Annotated in this window: 21 protein-coding genes; 19 read left to right on the forward strand and 2 right to left on the reverse strand. The window is 26.1% G+C overall.

Features of this window, described 5'->3' with window-relative positions; genetic code table 11:
- Positions 1-120: 120 nt before the first annotated feature.
- From GFJ41_RS03050 to GFJ41_RS03090, 9 genes are all read left to right on the forward strand, one after another.
- Positions 121-1,314: a cytochrome c biogenesis protein/redoxin gene (locus GFJ41_RS03050; RefSeq protein ID WP_170074576.1), complete on the forward strand. Its 1,194-nt coding sequence runs from the start codon at positions 121-123 to the stop codon at positions 1,312-1,314.
- A gap of 149 nt (positions 1,315-1,463) precedes the next feature.
- Positions 1,464-2,210, forward strand: coding sequence for an ABC transporter ATP-binding protein (locus GFJ41_RS03055; protein ID WP_170074577.1), 747 nt, complete (start codon positions 1,464-1,466; stop codon positions 2,208-2,210).
- The gene (locus GFJ41_RS03060) at positions 2,210-4,114 is read left to right on the forward strand and encodes an FtsX-like permease family protein (RefSeq protein WP_170074578.1); all 1,905 of its coding nucleotides are present in this window, start codon (positions 2,210-2,212) and stop codon (positions 4,112-4,114) included. The genes GFJ41_RS03055 and GFJ41_RS03060 overlap by 1 nt, the downstream gene beginning before the upstream one ends.
- 184 nt (positions 4,115-4,298) lie before the next feature.
- Positions 4,299-4,886, forward strand: a complete 588-nt coding sequence (locus tag GFJ41_RS03065) for an RNA polymerase sigma factor (protein ID WP_025161955.1) — start codon at positions 4,299-4,301, stop codon at positions 4,884-4,886.
- Positions 4,846-5,709, forward strand: a complete 864-nt coding sequence (locus tag GFJ41_RS03070) for a hypothetical protein (RefSeq protein WP_170074579.1) — start codon at positions 4,846-4,848, stop codon at positions 5,707-5,709. The genes GFJ41_RS03065 and GFJ41_RS03070 overlap by 41 nt, the downstream gene beginning before the upstream one ends.
- Before the next feature lie 11 nt (positions 5,710-5,720).
- Positions 5,721-6,602: an ABC transporter ATP-binding protein gene (locus GFJ41_RS03075; RefSeq protein WP_170074580.1), complete on the forward strand. Its 882-nt coding sequence runs from the start codon at positions 5,721-5,723 to the stop codon at positions 6,600-6,602.
- An 11-nt stretch (positions 6,603-6,613) separates the two neighbouring features.
- Positions 6,614-7,771, forward strand: a complete 1,158-nt coding sequence (locus GFJ41_RS03080) for a hypothetical protein (protein WP_170074581.1) — start codon at positions 6,614-6,616, stop codon at positions 7,769-7,771.
- Between the two features lie 101 nt (positions 7,772-7,872).
- Positions 7,873-8,406, forward strand: coding sequence for a GNAT family N-acetyltransferase (locus GFJ41_RS03085; RefSeq protein ID WP_170074582.1), 534 nt, complete (start codon positions 7,873-7,875; stop codon positions 8,404-8,406).
- 130 nt (positions 8,407-8,536) lie between these two features.
- Positions 8,537-9,442, forward strand: a complete 906-nt coding sequence (locus tag GFJ41_RS03090; RefSeq protein WP_170074583.1) for a hypothetical protein — start codon at positions 8,537-8,539, stop codon at positions 9,440-9,442.
- A 30-nt stretch (positions 9,443-9,472) separates the two neighbouring features.
- Here the strand turns inward: GFJ41_RS03090 and GFJ41_RS03095 are convergent, their stop codons facing one another.
- Positions 9,473-10,159, reverse strand: a complete 687-nt coding sequence (locus tag GFJ41_RS03095; RefSeq protein WP_170074584.1) for a lysoplasmalogenase — start codon at positions 10,157-10,159, stop codon at positions 9,473-9,475.
- A gap of 211 nt (positions 10,160-10,370) precedes the next feature.
- On the opposite strand from GFJ41_RS03095, the gene GFJ41_RS03100 reads away from it, so the two are divergent.
- The 6 genes from GFJ41_RS03100 (at position 10,371) to GFJ41_RS03125 (ending at position 17,628) form a co-directional block, all read left to right on the forward strand.
- The gene (locus tag GFJ41_RS03100) at positions 10,371-11,084 is read left to right on the forward strand and encodes a hypothetical protein (RefSeq protein WP_170074585.1); all 714 of its coding nucleotides are present in this window, start codon (positions 10,371-10,373) and stop codon (positions 11,082-11,084) included.
- 126 nt (positions 11,085-11,210) lie between these two features.
- Positions 11,211-11,714 (forward strand): PH domain-containing protein, encoded by a 504-nt coding sequence (locus GFJ41_RS03105; RefSeq protein ID WP_142730089.1) that lies wholly within the window; start codon positions 11,211-11,213, stop codon positions 11,712-11,714.
- A gap of 2 nt (positions 11,715-11,716) precedes the next feature.
- Positions 11,717-13,210, forward strand: coding sequence for a PH domain-containing protein (locus tag GFJ41_RS03110; RefSeq protein ID WP_170074586.1), 1,494 nt, complete (start codon positions 11,717-11,719; stop codon positions 13,208-13,210).
- Between the two features lie 318 nt (positions 13,211-13,528).
- On the forward strand, positions 13,529-15,628 hold the full coding sequence (nrdE, locus tag GFJ41_RS03115; protein WP_021430539.1) for a class 1b ribonucleoside-diphosphate reductase subunit alpha: 2,100 nt from the start codon (positions 13,529-13,531) through the stop codon (positions 15,626-15,628).
- Between the two features lie 11 nt (positions 15,629-15,639).
- Positions 15,640-16,611 (forward strand): class 1b ribonucleoside-diphosphate reductase subunit beta, encoded by a 972-nt coding sequence (gene nrdF, locus GFJ41_RS03120; protein ID WP_025161938.1) that lies wholly within the window; start codon positions 15,640-15,642, stop codon positions 16,609-16,611.
- Positions 16,612-16,725: 114 nt separating this feature from the next.
- A complete protein-coding gene (locus GFJ41_RS03125; protein WP_025161937.1) occupies positions 16,726-17,628 on the forward strand; it encodes a CPBP family intramembrane glutamic endopeptidase in 903 nt (300 codons plus the stop codon).
- A 47-nt stretch (positions 17,629-17,675) separates the two neighbouring features.
- On the opposite strand, the gene GFJ41_RS03130 is transcribed toward GFJ41_RS03125, so the two are convergent.
- Complete coding sequence (locus tag GFJ41_RS03130) at positions 17,676-18,497, reverse strand: AraC family transcriptional regulator (protein WP_170074587.1); 822 nt, start codon at positions 18,495-18,497, stop codon at positions 17,676-17,678.
- A 211-nt stretch (positions 18,498-18,708) separates the two neighbouring features.
- On the opposite strand from GFJ41_RS03130, the gene ebgA reads away from it, so the two are divergent.
- The 4 genes from ebgA to GFJ41_RS03150 all read left to right on the forward strand — a co-directional run bounded on the left by ebgA (position 18,709) and on the right by GFJ41_RS03150 (position 25,646).
- Positions 18,709-21,777 (forward strand): beta-galactosidase subunit alpha, encoded by a 3,069-nt coding sequence (gene ebgA / locus GFJ41_RS03135; RefSeq protein ID WP_170074588.1) that lies wholly within the window; start codon positions 18,709-18,711, stop codon positions 21,775-21,777.
- Positions 21,778-21,907: 130 nt separating this feature from the next.
- A complete protein-coding gene (locus GFJ41_RS03140; RefSeq protein WP_170074589.1) occupies positions 21,908-23,074 on the forward strand; it encodes a galactokinase in 1,167 nt (388 codons plus the stop codon).
- A gap of 9 nt (positions 23,075-23,083) precedes the next feature.
- Positions 23,084-24,613, forward strand: a complete 1,530-nt coding sequence (locus GFJ41_RS03145) for a UDP-glucose--hexose-1-phosphate uridylyltransferase (RefSeq protein WP_170074590.1) — start codon at positions 23,084-23,086, stop codon at positions 24,611-24,613.
- Positions 24,603-25,646: an aldose epimerase family protein gene (locus GFJ41_RS03150; protein ID WP_170074591.1), complete on the forward strand. Its 1,044-nt coding sequence runs from the start codon at positions 24,603-24,605 to the stop codon at positions 25,644-25,646. Before GFJ41_RS03145 ends, GFJ41_RS03150 begins: the two co-directional genes overlap by 11 nt.
- Positions 25,647-25,790: the final 144 nt, after the last annotated feature.

A 25,790-nucleotide genomic window follows, 5' to 3' on the forward strand; every position in this document is an offset into this window, starting at 1 on the left:
GCCTTTTTTAATTAAAATAGTTTGGGTTACTTTAAAGTTACTTATTACAAATTAATTATTAAATTGATATAATTATTAAAGATATAAATTATGGTAAATTAAGAAAAAATAGGAGGTACAATGGATAAATTTAATTTAATAGTAGTTTTTATAGAAGGTATGATATCGTTTTTTTCTCCATGTATATTGCCGATATTACCTATTTATTTAAGTATGTTATCAAATAGTAGTATAGATAGCTTAAAAAATGATAAAAAAACATTTATACATAGTTCACTTTTTAAAAATACTATATTTTTTACACTTGGAATATCTGTAACATTCTTCATATTAGGATCATCGGTAAATGTACTTAAATCATTTTTAAATACAAATAAAGATTTCATAATGATTCTAGGAGGAATTATAATAATTGTTATGGGTCTATTTTATATAGGAATTATTAAGTCATCTATATTAAATAGAGAAAAAAGATTTAATATAAAACCTAAAGAGATGAACCCAATTTCAGCTTTTTTATTAGGATTTACATTTAGTTTTGGATGGACTCCTTGTATAGGTCCAATATTAGCATCTGTACTTGTTATGGCATCAAATTCAAAAGACATAGCTACATCAAACTTACTGATTTTAATTTATACAATAGGTTTTATATTACCATTTATAATAGTTTCTATGTTTTATAATAAATTGTTTAAATCAATTGACAATATGAAAAATTATATGGGATTAATAAAAAAAATAGGAGGTATAATACTTATAGTATCTGGACTAATAATGATTATAAATGGAGGTTTAGAACTGTATAATTCTAGTAACAATAAAAGCGAAATAATCAAAGATAATTCAAATATTGAAAATGAAAATAAAGATAAAGATGATAATAAAATAATGTCAATAGACTTTAATTTATATGATCAATATGGAAAAGAACATAAACTAAGTGAATATAGGGGAAAAACTGTATTTTTAAATTTCTGGGCAACGTGGTGTCCACCTTGTAGGGGTGAAATGCCTCATATAGAAGATTTATATAAAGAATACAATAAAAATCAGGATGAAGTTGTAATTCTAGGAGTTGCATCTCCTAATTTAGGAAATGAAGGCTCAGAAGAAGATATTAAAGAATTTTTAAATCAAAATAAATATAATTTTCCTGTGGTAATGGATAAAGATGGGGCTTTGGCTTATCAATATGGAATTAGTGCATTTCCTACAACGTTTATAATAGATAAAGATGGATATGTAACACAATATGTACCAGGGGCGATGGATAAAGAGACTATGAAATCTCTTATAGAAGGAGCAAAATAAATAAATTTATAAAAAATGACTCGACCAAATTTAGGTTGAGTCATTTTTTATCTTACAGAATTGTAATTTTCATGTAATGTAAATGAATACTAAAAATATTAAAAGTAAGATACCATATTCACATGATTAAAATGAAAGGTTGTGTATATATGGAAATTTTAAAAATTAATAATCTATCTAAAACTTATGAAGGAAAGGTATCTTATCAAGCCTTAAAAAATATAAACTTGTCTATTGAAGAAGGCGAATTTGTTGCTGTAATGGGTCCAAGTGGTAGTGGAAAGTCAACTTTATTAAATGTTATATCTACAATAGATAGACCTACAAAAGGTGAAGTAATATTAAATTTTAAAAAACCGCATGACTTGAAAGGTCAGGATTTAGCAAACTTCAGAAGGAATGAACTTGGGTTTGTATTTCAAAACTTTAACTTATTAGATACTCTAACAATTGGGGAAAACATAGTACTTCCTTTAACGCTAGATGGAGTTTCTGTAAACGAGATGAATATTAGATTAAAAGAAATATCTAAAAAATTAGGTATAGAACAGATAATAAACAAAAGAACGTTTGAAGTATCAGGAGGACAAACTCAAAGGGCTGCAATAGCTAGAGGAATAATAAATAAACCATCAATTTTATTAGCCGATGAACCTACAGGAAACCTAGATTCAAAATCTACAGATGATGTTATGGATTTATTTACAAAAATAAATACTGAAAATAAAATGACTACGCTTATGGTAACACATGAACCTTATACTGCAAGTTTTTGTAATAGAATAATTTTTATAAAGGACGGAGAGATTTACAGAGAACTTAATAAAAAGGGCGATAGAGAAGCCTTCTACGAAGAAATATTATCAGTGCTATCTCAAATAGGAGGTGCTAGATAGTGGATTTTAAGAAGTTTGCATATAACAGTGTAATTAGAAACTTTAAGTCGTATTTAGGGTATTATTTAAGTTCAACCATATCTATAATGATATTTTTTGCATTTGCTGTAAGTTTATTTCATCCAAATGTTGCAAACCTTCAAATATCAAATGGGTCAACTTTATATTATTCACTAATAACAACGGAAACTGTTATTAGTATAGTTTCGTTATTATTTATACTTTATTCTTTAGGTACTTTTATAAAAGGAAGATTTAAAGAATTTGGTACTTTAAAAATAATAGGAATATCAGATAAACAGTTTAGAAAATTAATATTTTTAGAAGGTACAATAATAGGATTATTATCTATAGTATCAGGAATAGTATTAGGTTTAATATTTGCTAAGCCATTTTTATCATTAACAAGTAGTATTTTTGGCATAAAAGCAACACAAATGTATGTTCCAGTAAAGGCAATGTTAATAACTATAGTTTTATTTGCCATATTATTTAGTATATCAAGTCCTATAACTATGTTTTTAGTAAAAAATAAAACTATTATAGAACTTTTAAATGGAAGTAAAAAACCAAAAGTAGAACCTAAAAATTCTAAGCTTTTAGCTGTGTTAAGCATAATTATATTATCTTTTGGATACATAGGAACTAGATTTGAAGGTATGGAATCTATTGTTATTGCATGTGTAATAGTAGGAACATATTTATTCTTTTCACAATTTACTGTATTTGTATTGAATATATTTAAAAAAAATAAAAAGTACTATATGAATAAGACTAATTTATTATGGATAAGTAATTTAGTTTACAAAGTTAAAGATAACTCTAGATTATTATTTTTAAATACTATGCTGTTATCAGGAACATTGGTTGCAATAAGTGCATTATCCACAGTAGTAGCAACTCAATTAGATGATGCAAAATCTATGTATCCATATATATTAAACCTTACATCATCTGAGAATAATAAGGCTGAAAGTGAACAAATTAAAATTATAGAAGATACATTACATGAAGATGGATATAAATTTAATAAAACACATTTTAAAATATTAAATATAGGAAACAGTAGACAATATGTAGTAAGCAATTCAGAGTTTAATAGAGTAGGTAAAAAATTAGGAATAGATAATGTAGAATTAAAAGAAAATGAAACATCAATAATACCAAGGTTTGATACAACTAAATATAGAGATGGATTAAAAGAAATAAATAGTCTTAAAGTAGGATTTGAAGATTTAAAAGTAAAAGGAATTGCATCAAATAGAATAACTGATGTGGGAATGATGGATTCGCTTTTAGTAATAAACGATAATATGTATTCTAAATTAGAAAAAGATAAGAATAATGTTACTTTTAATATAATTGGTTATGACTATAATAATTGGGAATATAGCTATAAAACATCTGATAAAATAGAAGATGGAATTAAAAAGATTTCTAAAAATAATTATAATACACGTGAGTACTATAATTACTTTACTAATTTGCCAGGTAATTACAATCAAGAGGTTCAATTAAATAAAGCGTTGTTATTTATAGGAACATTTATAGGAATTATATTCTTTATATGTTCTTGTAGTTTCCTATACTTTAGATTCTATACAGATTTAATAACTGACAAAGAAAAATATAAAAATTTATCTAAAATAGGATTATCATATAATGAAATGAAAAAAACACTGAATATAGAAATAGGATCAATGTTCTTTATTCCTTATTTTGTAGGGTTTTTAAATGCAATATTTAGTGTAATAATGTTAAGTTCAGCAAAAGGAATGAATGTTGGAGTTAAAGGATTAGTTGTATCATTTATATTCTTTGCTATATACTTAGTTTATTTTATAGCTTTAAAATCAAAATATATAAAAGAAATAGCAAAGGAAATACCAGGATATTTAGATTAAATATAATGAATATAAAGCCGATTAATATAAAGTAAAATTTATATTAATCGGCTTTTTTATGCTGTATAAAATTAAATATTAAATGAACATGGATTTTTATTGATATAATCATATAGGAAAAATTTTACAAAATATAAAACTTTTTATAAATTAAATTCGTTATATAAGTGAAAGGGGGATGAAAATGGCTCAATCAGATGAAAAATTAATAAAAGAAATATTAAAGGGAAATGAAAGTGCAATGGAAGTCTTAGTAAAGAGATACTATGATATGGTACATAGTTTTGTATATAGAAATGTAAATGATTACAACATTGCTTATGATATAACTCAAGAATCATTTATAAAAATGATGAAAAACATAGATAAGTATAAGTTAAAAGACGGAAATTTTAAAAGCTGGTTATTAAAAATTGCACTTAATACAACTAAAGATTATTTTAAAAGTAAAATTTACAACCAAAGAAAGAGGAGTGACGATATTAGCAATTATGAAATAGAAGATAAGGCGAATGTAATAGATATATTATCAAAAAAAGAAGAGGCTATTAAGATAAAAGAGGCTTTAAGTAGTTTACCTAAAATTCAAAAAGAAGCTTTAATACTTAAATATTACAATGATTTAAAAATTAAAGAGATAAGTGATATAACAGGAGAAAATGAAAACACAATAAAATCTAGATTGTTTAATGGAGTTAAAAATCTAAAAAAATTACTTGGAGGTGATAATTATGAGCAAAACACCAACGATAAAAGAAAATCTAAGATATGATGATATAGAAAATGAGGATTTTGAAATTTTATTAGATGAAGAATTTTTAGATATAGAAAATTTCTTAAATAGCTATATTGTAAAAGAGGTTGATGAAGAAAACGTAGATTTAACTATAGATAAATTAAGACATTATATGCCACAAAATAAAAATGAAGAAATAATTAAAAATGAAAATATGGATTTATATAGTAAAGTTAGAACTAGTATAGGATTGTTAAAAATGCAATTTAAGATATTTAATAAGTTGTACTTAATTGCATCTATAATACTTGTTTTATGTGGAGTAATTGGAACTATAAAACTTAATTTAAATCCATACTTATGTGCCTACACTGTATCTCCTATACCAATAATTATTGGGTTAGCTGAAATATTGAGAGGAAAAGAAGAAAATATGTGGGAGTTAGAATTAAGCTATAAATATTCATTTAGAGAAATACTATTTGCAAAGTTAGTAATAATATCTACAACGGCTATAGCTTTAACTTTAGTAACTAGTTTAATATTAACAGGAACTTATTCTGAAGTTAGCTTATTAAGGATAATAAATATATGTTTAATTCCAACTTGTTTTATATCATTAATATCACTGATATTAGCATCTATCTATAGGGGAATGAACAGTATAGTATTATCTACAAGTATATGGATGGTTGTAAGCAATATGGTAGACAACCACACTATTAACTACATAGTAAACGTAAAGAACTATAAGTTGTTTTTAGTCCTTATATTGCTATTTGGACTTACAATGGTTGCATCAAAAGTATTTTATAAAAAAAGTATAAACTTTATAGATTATAAAAACTTAGATTTTTAGGGGGGAATTAAATGGAATTAATATTAAAAAATATAAATAAATCATTTAAAGATAAAATAGCAGTAAGTGATTTTAATGTTACTTTAAATAATGGGATATACGGTTTATTAGGACCTAATGGAGCAGGAAAAACATCTCTTATGAGAATAATAGCTGATGTTTCAAATGCAACTAGTGGAGAAGTATACTTAAATGGAAAAAGTAAATCTGAATTAGGGGCAGATTATAGAAGTTTGCTTGGATACTTACCACAAGATGTAGGGTTTTATAAAACATTTACGGCACAAAAATTTTTAGAGTATGTATCTACCTTAAAAGGTTTGGAAAAAGAATATTCAAAAGTAAAAATAGATGAACTTTTAAAATTTGTGAATCTAGAAAAAGATAGAAATAGGAAAATAGGTAAGTTTTCAGGGGGAATGAAGCAAAGATTAGGAATTGCCCAAGCACTTTTAAATGATCCCAAAGTTTTAATATTAGATGAACCAACTGCAGGTCTAGATCCTAATGAAAGAATAAGATTTAAAAACTTAATATCTGAGATATCAAAAGATAAAATAGTAATCTTATCTACTCATATAGTTTCAGATGTAGAGTTTATATCAAATGAAATAATTATTATGAAAGATGGTAAATTAGTTGAAAAAGACACTCCAAATGAACTTTTAAAGAGTATTAGAGGGAAAGTACATAGCTTAAGAATAAGAGAAGATATGCTTCATAAAGTTCAAAATGAATTTAAAGTTTCTAATATAGTAAGGGAAAAAGACCATATTTTAGTTAGAGTTGTAGGTCATGAAAATATACATATAAAAGATGTTGATGTAATAGATGAAAATCCTAGTTTGGAAGATTTGTTTTTATATTACTTTGATGAAAAGATTAGCTTTTAGGGGGAATGGTTATGAAGGAGTTAATAAAATTTGAATTATATAAGATATTTTCTAAAAAATCAGTGTTAGCATTGATAGTAATATGCATAATATCATCTGTATTACCATCTATAACTGATTATTTAGATATTAAGGGAAAAGGATTAAAAAGTTATGAAAATATAAAAAAATTAGGACAAGAATATGAAGGACAAGTTATAACTGAGGAAAAAAAGGATTATTTAGAAAAGAATGGTCTACAGATAAGGGAAAAAGATAATAGGGGAGAGTATGTTACAGATAAAGAGAGAGTATCAGCATATGGAATATCTGATTTTTATATGTGGGTAAACCCTGAATATATGATAAACGGAAGCTTTTATAAATTTGATGATATAAAAAAAGAGATTGCTAAATTAGAAAAAGATGGAGATAAAAGTAGTTATGAATATAAAGAATTTAAATATATCCATGATTTAATTGAAAAAAAGCCAATCCCTAAATTTTACTTTAAATTTGGTTGGAACAATGCAACAGAATTTAATATAAATCCACTGTGGATGGCTATTTTGATAATTGTATCCATATGTACTATATTTAGTAATGAATATCAAAGTAACACTGCATCAATAATATTTAGTTCAAAAAATGGACAAGGAAGATTAACGCTAGCAAAAGTTATATCGGGTTTATTATTCTCTACAATAATATTTTTGGTTATAAATGGGATACAAGTTGCTATCCTGGGTATGCATGGCTTTGATGGATGGAATTTACCATTAGGATTTTTACCTAGTTATGCAAGGACACCATATATTATGAATATAGGGACATTTTATATGATGGGGTTATTGGTTAGCTATATAGGAGTTGTATTATTTACATTATTAGTTATGTTAGTATCATTAATTAGCAAAAATGATATGATATCCTTTGCAATCAATGTAGTGATATTACTAGGACCTGGATTTTTAGCTAAAATTATGCCTACATATATGTTGACTAAGATTTTTATGGAATTAAATATAGAAAACTTAATAGGACCAATAAGTATGTTTGGAAATATAAGTACCTACAATATATTTGGAAATCCTACACTATACTTAAATGTCATAGTTTCAATTGGGATTGTAAGTATACCTATAGTATTATATCTAATATATAAACTAGGTAAAAGACAAGTTGTGTAAACTTTAATTATAATTAATAATTCCAATTTAAAATATTACATAAGGTAATTATATTTGATATACTTTATGTAATATTTTTTTACGCTTAAGGAGGAAATAGAGTGGGTATAAATATTAGAAAAGAACAGTTGAAAGATAGAGAAGAAATATATAATCTAATAAAGGAATCATTTAAAAGTGCAGAGCACTCTGATGGAAGTGAACAAGATTTGGTAAATAGACTTAGAAACTCAGATAGTTATATACAAGAGTTATCACTTGTAGCAACTTGTGATAAAACTATAGTTGGGCATATTATGTTTACTAAAATATCAATAGAAAGCAAGGACTTAAAGACAGAATCACTTGCATTAGCTCCACTTTCGGTATTACCTAAATATCAAAGACAAGGAATAGGTAGTAAGTTAATAAGTGAAGGCTTACGTATTGCGAAAAGCTTAGGATATAATTCGGTTGTAGTTCTTGGAAGTGAAAAGTACTATCCAAGATTTGGATTTAAAGAAGCTAAAGAATATGGAGTAAATCCACCATTTGATGTACCAAGCGAAAACTTTATGGTTATAGAGCTTGAACCAAGTTCATTAAAAAATGTAAATGGAGTAGTTAAGTATGCAAAACAGTTTTTTGAAGCTTAACAATTAAATAATTTGCAACCAAAATTCTATCTTACAAAAGTGTAACTTAAATGTAATTTATATAGATACTAAAAACTTTATAATTAGTATATTATTATTACATAAAGATAAAGAAAGGTTGCAGATAGTCATGAAAATATTAAAATTTCACGAATTTAAATATTTTTACAAGCAAAAAGAGAATTTAAGACTAGTATATATAACTATGGCTATACTTTTAGCAGCCATAGTATGTACAAGTACTATACTTTTAGTTGTTAGTAATAAAATAGAAACAAAAAAATCAGATTACCCATTTATATTAAACTATATGTCTTCAAGTTATAATTATATGAATGATGAGCAATTATCATCTATTGAAGATACATTAAATGAATCAGGCTATAAATATCAAAAAACAGATTATAAGTTATTAAATATAAATAACGAAGGTAAGTATGCAATAAAGAACTCAGAATTTAATAAATTAGCAAAACAACTTAATTTAGATACGGTTAACTTAGGAGTAAATGAAACTTTAATTGTACCAAGGTTTGATAATGAAAAATATAAAAATAAAATAAGCAAATTTAAAGATTTTGATATAGGTCTTTATAATTTAAATGTAAAAGGTATTGCTACAGGAAAAATACTTCCAAAAGGTGTTGGAATATGGGTTGTAGTAGTAAATGATAAAATATATTCACAGTTAGAAAAAGACTTTGGGAATACTACAGTTAATGTAACTGGATATGATTATAATAACTGGGAAAAAAGTTCTAAAGTAGATGAAACAATACAAAACAAACTAAAAAATGCTTCAATAAACAATTATGAAAAAAGACAAAATTATGATTCGTTTTTTAGCTTACCAAAACTTTTTGAAAATAACTCAAGTATTGATAATAAAGCATTTTGTATAGATGTTTTTGTATCTATAGTATTTATGTTAACAAGTATTAGCTTTTTATATTACAATTTCTATAAAAATATGAAAGTAAAAGAAATAAAAGAAGATAAAAATATTGAAATTCCTAAATTATCATTTAATGTATAACAAAAAAAGGTTTAAGTATTAAATTAATACTTAAACCTTTTTTACATAGAATACACTTAGTGCAATTAGAGCTTGAGCACTATAGTAAACTAATAAATTTAACGCTCCAAGAATTTTAGGTGAATTTTTATAAAAATAATCAAAAGCTAATATTAAATCAGATAGTACAAATAACAATGCACCTATTGTAACTATTAAAATATCAAAGCTAAAGCTATTTGATAAATACAAATTTAATGATTGAGCAAACATAAAACTAATAACTATAGCGTAAAAAGCCACATAATTAAACATTCCTTTAAAATCTAATCCTTTTATGGACTTTAAAAATAATAGAGAAATAGATGATAAAATTAGTGTGAAAATTATAGTGTATATGCTAAAATCACTAATTGATATAAAACCTACAGAAAAAAATATATGTGCAAAGCTAAAACTTAAAAGGCCATATATAAAGTTTTTACTCATAGTAGATTCGCTTTCTTTTGCATATATAAGAAAAACATCTCCAAATAATGAAAATATAAGACCTAATAATATAAATATGAAATATGCAAAGTTAGTATTATTTTCAATGTATCCACTTATAGCAATAAATACAAATAATATACTAGTTATTGTTTTAGATATTCCACGATAATTTTTATAAGGTTTGTACGTGAAATATAATAAGAATGTTAAAGAAATAAACATAAAAAGTAACAATAAGTAAGTCATAAAATCCCTCCCTGGTTAAATTTTCCTCTATATAAAACTATAGTATCATACTATGCATTAAACATTAAATAAAAAACAATATAATTAAAATATATAATTTATAATATAAAAATTATATATGTGGTTAAATATGCTTCTTGAAAATAAGTTGTTTTTAATGTAATGTATTACTATGTGAAATTTTAACAATAAAATTTAAGGAGATTTAAAAGTGACTTATATAAATGCAAAAAGTAAATATTTAATAAATGTAAAAAATATTAAGGTAAAGCATAAATTTGATACATTAGTAACAAAATCGGTTAATATAACAGAAGATCAAATTGAAGAATGTAAAAAATATGCTGAAAAATATATAGAAGAATCTAATGATTATAAAGTATTAGTACCAGCATCTGTTAAAGATGATAAAATGCAAAAAGAAATTGCAAAACAAATAGTATTTGCAGACAAGATAGGAGAATGTGCAGTTTTAAATTATTTTAAATATAGGGGTCTTAAGCCAGATATCTTAAAAAGTAATAAAATAGGTATAAAAACTTATATAGATAAAGATATTCATAATAGACTTATAATAGATAAAAAAGAAATCGAATCAAAAAATAAAAACCAATATTATATTGGAGCACATCTAAATCTAGAAGTTGAAGATAAAAAACATCCAATTAAAAAATATTTAGTTAAAAATATTTATGATATAAAAAGAGTTCAATTATATGGATATTTAGAAACTAAATTTATAGAGAGTTTAAGATATGAAGTTGTAAATAAAAAGGATGGAAAGAAAGAATATAAGTTCTATACTAAAAAAGCTTCTAATTATGAAAAGAAAGATAAGTATGCTAATTTTGGGTTTGATTGTAAATGGTATTACTTAGATAGAGTTATGGATATAGAAGGATTAGTAATGAAAATAAAGAAATAGTTTATAAATTTTGACTAAAAAAGATTAACTTTAATTAATAAAAGTTAATCTTTTTTTGTAAGTTGAATTATTATTTGATATATGATATTTTAGGAAAAGATTAACAAATTTTCATGGGGGTTAGATATGGATAAAAAACTTAGTAATAAAGCTATTAAATCTTGGATTATAGGAAGAACAATTGGATTAATAATCTTTATATCTATTTATTTAGTGTTAAGATTAGTTCTACCTATACTTGAGATAAATACAGTTAACTATATTCTTGACAACTATATATTATGGATAAACATGATTATATTGATTATTGTTGTTTTAATTGCAATATCCGCATACATAGAACCATTCTTTGAATATAAGCAATGGAGTTATAGGATAAATGAAGAAGAAATATTTTTTACTGAAGGAATATTTTTAAAGAGAAGTGTCACAATTCCAATTGTACGAATTCAAAATATAAACTTATCAGAAGGACCTATAAATAGAAAATTTAATTTAGCTGATGTTAAGATTGGAACTGCAGGTGGAAGCTATAAAATTCCTAATCTTGATAAAGAAGAAGTCGAGAAAATTAGAGAGTTTTTAAAGATTAAAATCAATGAAAATGTTAGAGAGGAGCTTGATGCATAATTATGAATGAAGAACTTAATGGCAATAAAACTAATTATGAAAATAAAAGCTTCACAAATGAAAACATAAAAATAAGAAATAATTGGAAGAGCTTAATTTATAAGCTTATAAAAGGGACTATCAGCAATTTTGGACTAGGTGTACTTTTTATAGTATTTCTAAAACAATGGTTTTGGATAGCGATAGTGTTGTTTGTAGTTTTAGACATTATATTTTCAATAATAGGATGGAAGTATGAGTATATAAGTATAAAAGATAATGAAATACATTATTATAAGGGAATATTTTCAAAGGAAACATTAATAATACCAAAGAAAAGTTTTAAGTCTATGGATATATCACAGAATTTGATAGAAAGATTATTAGCATATAAAATTGTGAAAATAGAAAGTCCTTCAAAAGATTTTGGTATAGACGATATAAAAATGAGTTTGAATAATGAACAAATTGATATACTAAAATCTTTTTCTCTTAATGATTTGAATAAGGAATGCTTAGGTGATGTAAATGAAGAGTATGTAGTTAATAATATAAAAGACAATGAAGAGTCTAAAGAAATAAAAGAAAAAAAGATAGAAACTAAAAAGTTAGTTATATATGGGTTTACAAGTTTTAACTTATTTGTTGCATTGATTTTTATTTTTAATATCGTAGGAAAGCTAGATGATTTTATAAGTTCAGACTACTTATCAAATATTATAGATGGAGCTTTTAAAAATAATTCACAAAGTATGACTATTTTATTGATTGTTGCGGGACTTTTAATTTTCTTAATCATACTAAAACTTATTGCGACTGTATATTATGTTATTAAGTACTATAACTTTACTTTATTAAAAGAGAACAACAATATAAAGATAGCTTATGGTTTATTTAGTACAAAAGAGTTTTCATTTAAAGATAATAATATAAAACTTATCAAAATTAAATCAAATCCAATAAGACAATTTTTAAATATATATGAATTAAATTTAATTATTAAAGGTTATACAGGCGAAGGAAATGAGAAAATTATAATGTATCCAATAGGATCTTTAAATGAAATTAATGATGTTATAAAAGAATTTATTCCAGAATGGAGCTTTAAAGGAACTGGGAATGGGATAGAAAAGGGTAAATTCTCTATTTTAATAAAGCCAGTTTTGTTAATTTTTATTACTTCTATAGTGTGTTATTTAATACTAAAAACACAATGGGTTTGGTTTATTAATTTAACTATTATATTAACTTTGATAAACTCTGCACTTAAAATAAGAAATTTAAACATTAGTGTGGATAATAAAAAGGTGAGAGCTGTAAACGGGGGATTATTTAGGACTATACATATTTTAAGAGGAAGAGATATACAAGCTGTTGAATTTAAAACGAATCCTATTCAATCTAAAAATAATGTAGGTAAGATTACTATTGATTATTACAGTGAATCATCAGAAGAAATAAAATTAATGTATATGAATAAAAATTATGTTGAGAAATTAATTGAAGCTTCTAAATGATAATAAAAAAAGGTTGTGAGAAAATCTCACAACCTTTTTTATGGGCTAGCGTATACTTATGTCTGAGCATAAGTTCCCACTGATATTTATTATAATATAAACTATTGTTAATGTAAAGATAAAATTTTATTTTAAAAAATTTTTAAAACTGAAAACCTTGGAAAATCTATAAGATATTAATATAAAAAAATTAAAGTAAATAATATCAGATTAAGATAAATAAAAATGGTGTATATACAATATGTAGTACAATGAAAATAGTTTTATTACTATATATTGTATTTAAAATATTTATCTATTTTGCAAAGGTGGGAAAAAATGAAGTATATTAAACTCAACAATGAAGTAATAATCAAAGATAAAAATGGAAAATATCAACTAGAAAAAGATATAGAGGCATTAAATAGTTATTTAGATGAACACATTTATCCAAGAATGAAAAAGTTTAATACATTTGAAGAGCGATTAACTTTTTTATTAGAAAATAGCTATTATTCAAAAGACATAATAGATAAATACTCTATAAAATTTATAAAAGAGACTTATAAGGCGATAGAAAATGAAAATTTCTCGTTTAAATCATATATGAGTGCGAATAAATTTTATCAAAATTATGCACTTAAAAGTAATGATGGAAAAGAAATATTAGAAAACTACAATGATAAAGTTTTAATAGTTGCATTAGCATTAGGAGATGGAAATGAAGACTTAGCTTTAAATTTAGCTATAAAGCTTATAAGACAAGAATTCCAACCAGCTACACCAACATTTTTAAATGCAGGTAGACAAAGAGCTGGAGAAATGGTTTCTTGTTTTTTAATATCAGTAGAAGATAGTACAGAAGGAATATCTTATGCAGTATCTTCATCTAATCACTTATCAAAAATAGGTGGTGGAGTTGCACTGAATTTATCTAGACTTAGAGCTAGCAAGGAACCTATAAAAGATATAGATGGAGCTGCTGGAGGTGTGGTTGGAGTTGCAAAAATGTTAGAACAATCTTTTACATACTTTAATCAAATGGGAGCAAGGCAAGGAGCAGGAGCAGCTTATTTAACAGTTTTTCATCCAGATTTTGAGATGTTAATGGATACTAAAAAAATAAATGCTGATGAAAAAATAAGATTAGCATCATTATCTTTAGGTGCAATTATACCCGATAAATTTATGGAGTTAGCGGAAAAAAATGAAATTGCATATGCTTTTTATCCTCATTCTGTTTACAAAAAATATGGAGTACACTTAGATGAAATATACATGGATGAATGGTATGACAAGTTAGTTGAAGATAATGACATAATAAAAAAAGAAATAAATCCAAGACAAATGCTAACTAAAATAGCACAGATGCAACAAGAAAGTGGATATCCATATGTAGTATTTATAGATACAGCAAATAAAGAACATGTACTAAAAGATGTAGGCATGATAAAAATGTCAAATTTATGTTGTGAGATATTCCAATATCAGACACCTTCAGATATAAAAGGATATGGAGGAAATAATGTATGGGGGCAAGATATAAGTTGTAATTTAGGGTCTTTAAATATAGCAAATGTTATGGATAATAAAGATATTGAATCAACAGTGAATACAGCTATAAGAGCATTATCTTTTGTATCAGATAATACAAATATAAATGAAGTTCCAACTATAAAAAATGGAAATAAAGCATCACATGCAATAGGACTTGGAGCGATGAATTTACATGGGTATTTAGTTAGAGAAAATATACTATATACTTCTAAAGAAGCTATAGATTTTTCAAATGTATTTTTTGCTATGATACGATATTATGCTATAAAAGCTTCTATGGAACTTTCTATAGAAAAGAAGACTACATTTGATGGATTTGAAAATTCGGAATATGCTAAAGGTATTAAAAGTAAAGTTATTTCAAAATACTATACAGAATCTTATTTACCTAAAACAGACAAAGTAAAGTCATTATTTGAAGGTATATATATACCAACGACTAAAGACTGGGCTAATCTTTTAGATAAAGTAAAGGAAAATGGAATATATAATGCATATTTAACAGCGATAGCTCCAACACAAAGTATAAGTTATGTGCAAAATGCAACTTCAAGTATAATGCCAATTATGGAACCTGTTGAAGTTAGAACCTATGGAGATTCTACAACTATTTATCCTATGCCATTTTTAACTAATGAAAATATGCTTTATTATCAATCAGCATATAGAATGGATATGAAACATGTAATAGATGTTGTATCTACAGTTCAACAGCATGTTGACCAAGGAATATCTACTACACTGTTTGTAACAGATGATAAAACAACTAGAGATATAGCTAGATATTATATATATGCATATAAAAAAGGATTGAAAAGTTTATATTACACAAGAACAAAGATGACAAGAGACACAAATGAGTGTTTAATGTGTTCAGTATAGGGGGATTTTAGATGACATTTAAGGCAAATGCAATACACAAAGCTGTAAACTGGAATGTTGAAGATGATGGTTTTACACAAGCGTTTTGGGATCAAAATGTAAAACAGTTTTGGCTACCAGAAGAAATATCTGTTTCTAAGGATTTAAAAACTTGGGCAGATTTAAGTGAAAGTGAAAAAGAATTATACAAAAAAGTTTTAGCAGGACTTACATTATTAGATACAAAACAAGGAAATAATGGAGTTCCGTCTATGATGAGTTTAACTGATAACCTTCAAAGAAAAGCTGTTTTATCTTTTATGGGAACAATGGAAGAAATACATGCCAAAAGCTACTCATCTATATTTATGACACTTTTAACTACTCCTCAAATAGAGGACTTGTTTAATTGGATAGAAACAGAACCAACATTACAAAAAAAAGCTGACTTAATATTAGCTCAATACGAAAATACTAATGATCAAAGAAGTCTATACTTATCTATGGTAACGAGTGTGTTTTTAGAAAGTTTCTTGTTCTATTCAGGATTCTTTTACCCGTTATACTTAGCTGGTCAAGGTAAGATGGTTGCAAGTGGAGAAATAATATCTTTAATACTTAGAGATGAATCTTTACATGGCAAATATATAGGGCTTTTAGCTCAAGAAATATATGATAGTTTTAACGATGAAGATAAATTAGAGTTAAAGAACAATGTGTATAAGATATTTAAAAATTTAATGGACAATGAAATAGAGTATACAAAAAAGATTTATAACGAAAGTGGACTTGTTGAAGAAGTTATAACATTCTTACAGTATAATGCTAATAGAGCTTTAGAAAATTTAGGGTTTGATAAGTATTATGAGGTAGGAAAAATAAATCCTATAGTTTTAAATGGATTAAGCACTGAAACTAAATCACATGATTTCTTTTCAACTAAAGGTAATGGATATCAAAAAGGAATTTATGAAGAACTAGAGGATGAGGATTTTATTATATAGCAAATAAAAAGATAGGTCTAATAAGATCTATCTTTTTACTTTATATTGCGGAACACTTTTCTATCTGTTATAGTATATATATAACAAATAGAACTTATAAAGGAGGTTGAATTTATGAAAAAAGTAAAGACTTTTTTAGCTATAACATTTATATTAACTTGGGTTATAGCGTTTGGACTTATGATACAAGATGGATATAAAAATCCATATGCTATTGTAATTATAATGGGATGCATGTTTATGCCAGCTATAGGAGTTATATTAACAACGATAATAACAAAAGGTAGTATTAAAGATGTGTGGATTAAACCAAATTTAAAGGGAAATATAAAATATTACTTAATTGCATGGCTTTTACCATTTTTACTTATAATTTTGGGAATTGTAGTATATTACTTAGTATTCCCTGGAAACTTTGATGGAAGTATGAGTACAATGATAAATGCAACAAAAGAACAATTATCTTCAGCAGGGCAGTCAATACCAAGTGACAATCAATTAAAAGCAATGCTATTGACTCAAATTGCTACATCTATTTTTGTAGCACCTGTAATAAACTTTATTCCATGTTTAGGTGAAGAACTTGGGTGGAGGGGATATTTACTTCCAAACTTATTAGAAAAATTCACACCACTAAAAGCAACTATCATAAGTGGAGTAATATGGGGAATATGGCATACTCCTATGATTGCTATGGGGCATAACTATGGGCTTGGCTATCCTACTGCACCTTGGGGTGGAATATTTGCAATGACAATATTTTGTATATTTGCAGGTTCAATTCTTTCTTATGTAACATTAAAAACTAAAAGCTGTATACCAGCAGTTATATCACACGCTATGATAAATGGATTTGCAGGAACTGGAGTGCTATTTATGAAAGGCAATATATCGAATCCATTTATAGGTCCTATGCCAATGGGAATTTTAGGAGGAATAGGAATTATACTAGGTGGTTTAGTATGTTATAAAATAATATCAAAAATGAATGCTAAAGGTAAATTATATAATTATTAGATAAAGTGTTTTGAAAGTAGTATATCAAATCTTTGATATACTACTTTTTATTTTATAAATAAATATCTATATTCAAGAGGTGTTAAACTAAGATTTCTTTTAAAAGTCTTTGAAAAGTGTGACTGAGAAGAAAAGCCAACTAAGTTGCTAATTTCATACACGGAGTAGCTACTTTTTCTTAGTAAATCGCATGCCTTTTTTAATTTATACTCAATTAGATATTGTTGAGGGGTAGTCATCATATGCAATTTAAATATTTTATAAAAGTGGCTTCTATCAATATTTAAAAAATCAGATATATCTGAAACAGAAATATTTTTATTAAAATTATTATCAATAAATTCCAGTGATTTAGATATATAACACTGAGATATGGATTTTTTTTGTAAAGACAAATTTGAATGTTCACTCATAAGTAATGATAGTATTTGGTATAAGTATCCTAGTGCATTAAACAAACTATTTGAATTGCAATTTAAATACACATTTTCAAATAATTTATCGACACTATTATCTTTATTATATTTAAAAATATAATTTTCATCTGAAAAACTACATAAACTAAAAAGCTCCTTTGCTTTAGAACCATTTACACCAATCCAACGATAAACCCAAGGATTTTCATTAGTAGGATAGTAATTGTTATCTGTGTTAGGTGGTATAAAAAAACCATCCCCAGCCTTTAAATGATGTACTTGGTCTTTTATAAAAAATAAACCTTCACCTTCAATTATATAATGTATTAAATAGTAATCTATATGTTCGTACTGATAAGGGTCTCTAGGTTCGCAATACTCAAATCCGCATTCAAATATATATAACTCTGAGCTTGGTTTTAAATCTGTTGAAAAAATTCCTATTTTATTCATAAAGATCCTTTCTTAAAAATGTTTTCCTAATATGAATTTAAATTAAAATTATGTAAGTGTCAATTTAAAATGCAACAATAATACAAATTATAGCAACATTAGAACATTGAGACACAATTCAAAAGTGTGTATTATAAAATTAAATAGGAAAATGATTTCTGGAAAAATAGGGGGATAACTAAATGAGTGAACTAAGAGAGGTAGAAGTTATATGAAGCTTTGGGAAAATATAAATATAGATGGTATAAATAGGCTAAATTCAAGAGCACATTTTTTAAGCTTTTCATCTGAAAAATTAGCGTTAATAGGAGAAAAAAAGTATACACATAACTATAAATGCTTAAACGGAAGTTGGAAATTTTTATTTTTAGATGCTCCTGAGTATTCGCCAGAAGGATTTTATAAAGAAGAATTTAAGACAGATAACTGGAATGATATAATAGTTCCTGGAAATTGGCAACTACAAGGATATGGTAAAATGCATTATTCTGATTTATGGTATAACTTCCCTATAAATCCTCCATATGTTCCTACAGAAAATCCAACTGGGATATACAAGAGAAATTTCTTTATAGATGAGTCTTGGATAAGTGAAAAAGTAATATTAAAGTTTAATGGAGTTGACTCTGCATATAATGTATGGATAAATGGACAAGAGGTAGGATATAGTAAAGGGGCTAGAATTCAATCAGAATTTGATATAACAGAGTATATAAGATGTGGAAATAATGAATGTTGTGTAAGAGTATATCAATGGAGTGATGGAACTTACTTAGAGGATCAAGATATGTGGTGGCTAAGTGGAATTTTTAGGGATGTAGAACTATACACTGAACCTTTGTTAGGGGTAGAGGATATAACTGTAGTTACAGATTTAGATGAAGACTATAATGATGGAACTTTAAATATTGATTTGAAATTTAGAAAATATGAAAACCAAAAGATTAAATTTGAGTTATTAGATATAAATAAGAAAGTTATTTTTGAAGAATTAGTAGATATTTATTCAAACTTTAAGTTTTCAAAAAATGTAAAAAGCCCTTTAAAATGGAGTGCAGAAGAACCTAACCTATATACATTGTTAATTAGTGTGTATAAAGACGAAGATATTGTTCAAGTTATACCTCAGAAGGTTGGATTTAGAAAAATTGAAATAAAAGGCGAGACATTTACAGTAAATGGAGTTGCTATAAAGTTTAAAGGTGTAAACAGACATGATTATAATCCTAAAAATGGAAGAGTCGTTGCTAAAGAAGAAATAGAGAAAGATATAGTTTTAATGAAGCAACATAATATAAATGCAGTTAGAACAGCTCATTATCCTAATTCACATTATTTATATGACTTATGTGATGAGTATGGCTTATATGTAATAGATGAAACGGATTTAGAATGTCATGGTTTTGAGCTAACAGGAGACTATGCATGGATAAGTGATGATCCAAATTGGGAGTTAGCTCATGTAAGTAGACTAGAACGAATGATGAATAGAGATAAAAATCATCCATCTATATTAATGTGGTCTTTAGGAAATGAATCTTCATTTGGGTGTAACTTTAAAGCTATGGCTAAAAAATGTAAGGACTTAGACCCAACAAGAATTTTACATTATGAAGGAGATTTTAATGTACAAGAAGAAGATGGACCTGTATCAGAAGTGTATAGTACAATGTACACTTGGTTAGAAAGAGATAGTAACTTCACAATGGACACTATAATAAACGATATAAAGAAACCTCATATATTATGTGAATATTGTCATGCTATGGGAAATGGGCCAGGAAATTTAAAAGATTATCAAGCTTTGTTTTACAAATATGACAAGTTACAAGGTGGATTTATATGGGAGTGGTTTGACCATGGAATACATACAGTAAATGAAAACGGAGAGGTTTACTATAGATATGGTGGAGATTTTGGAGATGATCCAAGTAATATTAACTTCTGTATAGATGGACTTATAATGCCAGATAGAACAGTTTCACCAGGACTTTTAGAATATAAGAAAGTTATAGAGCCTGCACAGACACTTCCTGTTGACTTAGAAAAAGGGTTAATAAAAGTTATAAATAGATATGATTTTAAGAATTTAAATTCATTAGATCTTATTTACAACATAAAGGAAGATGATAAAGTAATCCAAAGTGGAAGAGTATATATGCCATCTATAGGAGGAAGAAATGATTGTGAAATAAAACTTCCTTATAATTTAGATTTCAAAAAAGTTGATGGAGCCAATTACTATTTAAATATATCGTATGTATTGAATAAAGATTGTACTTGGGCAAAGTCAGGATATGAGTTAGCTACAGCACAATTTGAACTACCAATAAAAACTAAGAAAGTTAAAATTGATCCAAAAGGTAATCTTGAAGTTATTAAAGAACATTGCAAATTGATAGTTAAAGGAGAAAGTTTCCAAGTAGATTTTGACTTAGTAAAAGGGAATATACTAAATATAAACAAAGATGGATATAAAATACTGGAAGATGGACCTAAATTAAATTTCTGGAGAGCTCCGATAGACAATGATATGTATATTGTAGAAGACTACAAGAAAAAATATTTCATGCACCTAATGCATGAAGTTGTTAGAAATATTGAGTATAGTTTAGATAATAATGTACTTACATTTAAAGTTGAAACTATTAATGGTACTACAAATTCTGCTTGGCACTATAAGTCAAATTATGAATACAAGGTATTTGGAAGTGGAGATATTTTAATTAATGTAAGTGGGGTACCAGCTGGAAAAATTGAAATGGCTCCAGATATGTTACCTAGAATAGGGCTTCAGATGAAACTAAATAAGGACTTAGAGAATGTTAAGTATAAAGGGAGAGGACCTGGGGAGTCATATTCAGATACTAAAGAAGCTAATTTATTTGGGGTCTATGAAAATACAGTTGAAGGGTTATTCACAAATTATGTAAAGCCACAAGAAAATGGAAATAGAAGTGACTGTTCTTGGGTTAGCTTAAAAAATGATAGAGGTATGAGCTTAATGGCTATAGCAAAAGATAAGTTTGATTTCAGTGCTTCTTATTATGAAGATACAGATTTAGAGTATGCTAAACATACTGTAGATTTACAAAAAAGAGATTATATAGTATTTAATATAGATTATAAACAAAATGCTGTGGGAACTAACTCATGTGGACAATGGCAGTTAGATAAATATAGATGTAAATTTGAAGAGTTTAATTTAGATTTTAGACTAACTATATTTAATAATAAAGAGATTAGTGAGGTTAATTTAGGAAGAGAAGTTATAATATAAGGTTAATATAAAATATAGTTAATCACTAAGTCTATAGAATATATATAATAAGAACTTAGTGAGTTAACTATATTTTTTTACCATTAACTACAAAGTTAATAGATACTACATTTAAATAGGGGGATTTAAAATGAAGGAAAAAGTAACAGCTTTATTTAAAGACATTTTTGGAGAAAGAGAAAACATAAGAGTGTTTTTTTCCCCAGGAAGAGTGAATTTAATAGGAGAACATACCGATTATAATGGAGGTAATGTTTTTCCTTGTGCATTGAGCTTTGGAACTTATGGAGCAATATTTATAAGGAATGATAAAGTTATAAATATGTATTCTAAGAACTTCGATAAATTAGGTATAATAAGTTTTAATATAGATGAATTAAAAAATGAAGACAAAGATGACTGGGCAAATTACCCTAAAGGGGTTTTATATACATTAAAAAAACATGGGTATGAAATAGAGTGTGGATTTGATATGGTAGTATACGGAAATATTCCAAATGGAGCAGGATTATCATCGTCAGCATCTATAGAGTTATTGATGGGGGTTATGGTTAATGATGTACTAGATTTAGGAATAGATAGAATTGACTTAGTTAAATTTTGTCAGGAAGCTGAAAATAAGTTTATAGGAGTAAACTGTGGAATCATGGATCAGTTTGCTATAGGTATGGGAAAATCAGATAGTGCAATTTTACTAGATTGTAATAGTTTAGATTATAAATATTCAAAGTTAGAATTAAATGATAATGTAATAGTAATAGGAAATACAAATAAAAGAAGAGGGCTTGCGGATTCAAAATATAATGAAAGAAGAAATGAATGTGAAAAAGCTTTAAAAGAATTAAAAGCAAAGCTCAATATAAATCATTTAGGAGATCTTAGCGAAGAAGAATTTGAAGAGAATAAACACCTAATAAGTAACCCTATAAACAAAAAGAGAGCAAAGCATGCAGTTTATGAAAATCAAAGGACATTAAAGGCTGTAGAAGCACTAAAAAACGATGATATACATACATTTGGAAAGCTTATGGTAGAATCACATGATTCACTTAAAAATGATTATGAAGTAACGGGAAAGGAATTAGACACTTTAGTTGAACTTGCATTAGAACATAAAGCAACTATAGGCTCAAGAATGACAGGGGCAGGTTTTGGAGGATGCACTGTATCTATTGTAAAAAAAGAATTGAAGGATTGTTTTATAAGCGAAGTTTCAAGACGTTACAAAGAAATAATAGGATATGAAGTTGATTTTTATGAAGCTGAAATAGGAAATGGAACTAAAGAACTGTTATAGGGGGGAAGTATGAGTATATATATGGAATTTGAAAGGCTTATAAAATATGGATTAAATCACAATCTTTTTGAATATGAAGATATTTGCTATATAAGAAATTCTCTTATTGAATTATTTGAATTAGATGAATATATTTTAGAAAATGATGTAAGTTATACTTCTAATCTAGAAGATATAATTAATAATTTATTAAATTATGCTTATGACATGGGTATATTAGAATCTAATACATCAGTATATAGAGATTTATTAGATACAAAAATAATGAGTTTACTTATACCAAGACCATCTGAAGTTATACGAGAATTTAATATTAGGTATAAGGAAGATAGGGTAAGTGCTACAAATTATTTATACAATTTAAGCAAAGCGTGTGATTATGTTAGAACTAATAGGATTAAAGAAAATATAACTTGGAAAACAAACACTGAGTATGGAGATATAGATATAACTATAAATTTGTCTAAGCCCGAAAAAGATCCTAAAGCAATAGCTAAAGCTAAGTTTTTGAAGGAATCATCTTATCCAATGTGTCTGTTATGCAAAGAAAATGTAGGTTATAAAGGTAGATTAAATCATCCTGCAAGACAAAATTTAAGGACCGTACCTATAAATTTATGTAATAAAAAATATCACTTACAGTATTCTCCTTATTCATATTATAATGAACACTGTATAATTTTTTCAGATAAACATGAAGCTATGCAAATAAATAAGAGTACCTTTGATAAAAACTTAGATTTTGTAGACCAATTTCCTCATTATTTTATAGGATCTAATGCAGACTTGCCTATTGTAGGAGGCTCGATATTAAGTCATGATCATTATCAAGGAGGGCGATACAACTTTGCTATGGAAAATGCTAAAGTTACTAGTGAGTTTTGTATAGATGGATATGAGGATGTTAAAGTATCGATTGTAAAGTGGCCGCTATCTGTACTTAGACTTTGCTCTGATGATAAATATAAAATAAGTGAACTGGCAAACTACATACTAAATCATTGGAAAACTTACTCTGATGAATATGTTGATATATATTCTCATACGGGAATAACTTGTCACAATACAATAACGCCTATTATTAGAAAAAAAGATGATTCATACGAAATAGATTTAGTTTTAAGAAATAATAAAACAAGTGAGCTTCATCCAGACGGTATATTTCATCCGCATAAAGAATTACATAACATAAAGAAAGAAAACATAGGTCTTATAGAAGTTTTAGGATTAGCTGTATTACCATCTAGATTAAAAGATGAACTAAAAATAATAAAAGACTACCTATTAAATGAAAAGGATGAAAAATTTATAATTGAAAAAGTGCCTATCCATATAAATTGGATTAAGTATTTAAAATCTAAATACTCAATATTTGAAGAAAGTACTATAGATAAAATTTTAAAATATGAAGTAGGAATAGTATTTAAACGTGTATTAGAAGATTGTGGGGTATTTAAACATAATAAAACTGGAGAAGAAGCTAGAGGTAGATATATAGAGAGTTTAAAAAAATATGTGGGAGTAAAAAATGAAATATAGTAAAAAAATCGTAGGTAAAATAGGTAATGAAGATATAATAGCTCATAACATTTTATATGAAAATGGATTTGAATTTGAAATACTAAATTTAGGTGGGATAATAACTAAGATAATAACTCCAGATAAAGACAATAATTTAGAAAATATTGTAGCTGGGTATAACAGTATAGATAGTTATAAGGCAAATCCTTCTTATATGGGAGCTATAATAGGAAGAACTTCAGGAAGAATAAATGAAGGAATAATTAAAATTGAAAATAAAGAATATAAATTATTTAAAAATTACGGCGAAAACCAAGGTCATGGAGGAAAATTTGGATTTGATAAAAAAATTTATGAAGTAGAAATTATAGAAGCGGGGAATAGTATAACTTTAAAGTTAAAAGCTTTTAGCAAAGATATGGAGGAAAACTATCCTGGAAATTTAGATGTTGAAGTCAGTTTTAAACTAAGTGAGAATTTTCATATAAAACAAATATATAAAGCATATACAGATAAAACTACTTTAGTTAATATGACAAATCACACTTATTTTAATCTAAGTGGCAACTTAAAAGAATCTATTACTAAGCAGTGTATGAAAGTAGACAGCAACTACATACTAGAATTGGATAAAAATTGTATTCCTACAGGTAAATATATAAATGTAGAGAAAACTCCTTTTGATTTTAGATATTTAAAGTGTATAGGCCAAGATATCGATGATAAAAAAGATAAGCAGATACTAGTTGGTTTCGGTTATGACCATGTATTTATGCTTAATAAAGGTTATATACACTTAGAAGATAATATGTCTAAACGAGCTATGGATATAACTACAAATCAAGACTGTGTAGTTATATATAGCATGAACTTTACTGATGAATTAACTTTATATAATAATAAAACAAAACAAAGAAGATATGGAATCTGTTTTGAAACACAGGCTCCTCCAATAGGACATAATATGTGTTTTTTAGAAAATTCAATTCTTAATAAAGGAAGTATATACAATCAGGTTACAGAGTATAAATTCTATAATATTAATGATTAAACAGTGTATCATAAAGAAAAATAAAAAATAAAAAATGATTAAGTGTCTATTATAAGTGGTGAAAATGCTACAGTAATAGACGTTTTTTTTGCTTATTTAATTTATGAAAACATTTTCAAAATGATATACAAATAAAAATATGTT

Source organism: Paraclostridium dentum, assembly GCF_012922555.1.
In the GTDB taxonomy this organism is placed as follows: domain Bacteria; phylum Bacillota; class Clostridia; order Peptostreptococcales; family Peptostreptococcaceae; genus Paraclostridium; species Paraclostridium dentum.

Coding starts and splice junctions, on each gene's coding strand:
- GFJ41_RS03050 (WP_170074576.1), top strand. CDS start 121: ATGGATAAATTTAATTTAATAGTAGTTTTTATAGAAGGTATGATATCG.
- GFJ41_RS03055 (WP_170074577.1), top strand. CDS start 1,464: ATGGAAATTTTAAAAATTAATAATCTATCTAAAACTTATGAAGGAAAG.
- GFJ41_RS03065 (WP_025161955.1), top strand. CDS start 4,299: ATGGCTCAATCAGATGAAAAATTAATAAAAGAAATATTAAAGGGAAAT.
- GFJ41_RS03070 (WP_170074579.1), top strand. CDS start 4,846: ATGAGCAAAACACCAACGATAAAAGAAAATCTAAGATATGATGATATA.
- GFJ41_RS03075 (WP_170074580.1), top strand. CDS start 5,721: ATGGAATTAATATTAAAAAATATAAATAAATCATTTAAAGATAAAATA.
- GFJ41_RS03080 (WP_170074581.1), top strand. CDS start 6,614: ATGAAGGAGTTAATAAAATTTGAATTATATAAGATATTTTCTAAAAAA.
- GFJ41_RS03090 (WP_170074583.1), top strand. CDS start 8,537: ATGAAAATATTAAAATTTCACGAATTTAAATATTTTTACAAGCAAAAA.
- GFJ41_RS03095 (WP_170074584.1), bottom strand. CDS start 10,159: ATGACTTACTTATTGTTACTTTTTATGTTTATTTCTTTAACATTCTTA.
- GFJ41_RS03105 (WP_142730089.1), top strand. CDS start 11,211: ATGGATAAAAAACTTAGTAATAAAGCTATTAAATCTTGGATTATAGGA.
- GFJ41_RS03110 (WP_170074586.1), top strand. CDS start 11,717: ATGAATGAAGAACTTAATGGCAATAAAACTAATTATGAAAATAAAAGC.
- nrdE (WP_021430539.1), top strand. CDS start 13,529: ATGAAGTATATTAAACTCAACAATGAAGTAATAATCAAAGATAAAAAT.
- nrdF (WP_025161938.1), top strand. CDS start 15,640: ATGACATTTAAGGCAAATGCAATACACAAAGCTGTAAACTGGAATGTT.
- GFJ41_RS03125 (WP_025161937.1), top strand. CDS start 16,726: ATGAAAAAAGTAAAGACTTTTTTAGCTATAACATTTATATTAACTTGG.
- GFJ41_RS03130 (WP_170074587.1), bottom strand. CDS start 18,497: ATGAATAAAATAGGAATTTTTTCAACAGATTTAAAACCAAGCTCAGAG.
- ebgA (WP_170074588.1), top strand. CDS start 18,709: ATGAAGCTTTGGGAAAATATAAATATAGATGGTATAAATAGGCTAAAT.
- GFJ41_RS03140 (WP_170074589.1), top strand. CDS start 21,908: ATGAAGGAAAAAGTAACAGCTTTATTTAAAGACATTTTTGGAGAAAGA.
- GFJ41_RS03145 (WP_170074590.1), top strand. CDS start 23,084: ATGAGTATATATATGGAATTTGAAAGGCTTATAAAATATGGATTAAAT.
- GFJ41_RS03150 (WP_170074591.1), top strand. CDS start 24,603: ATGAAATATAGTAAAAAAATCGTAGGTAAAATAGGTAATGAAGATATA.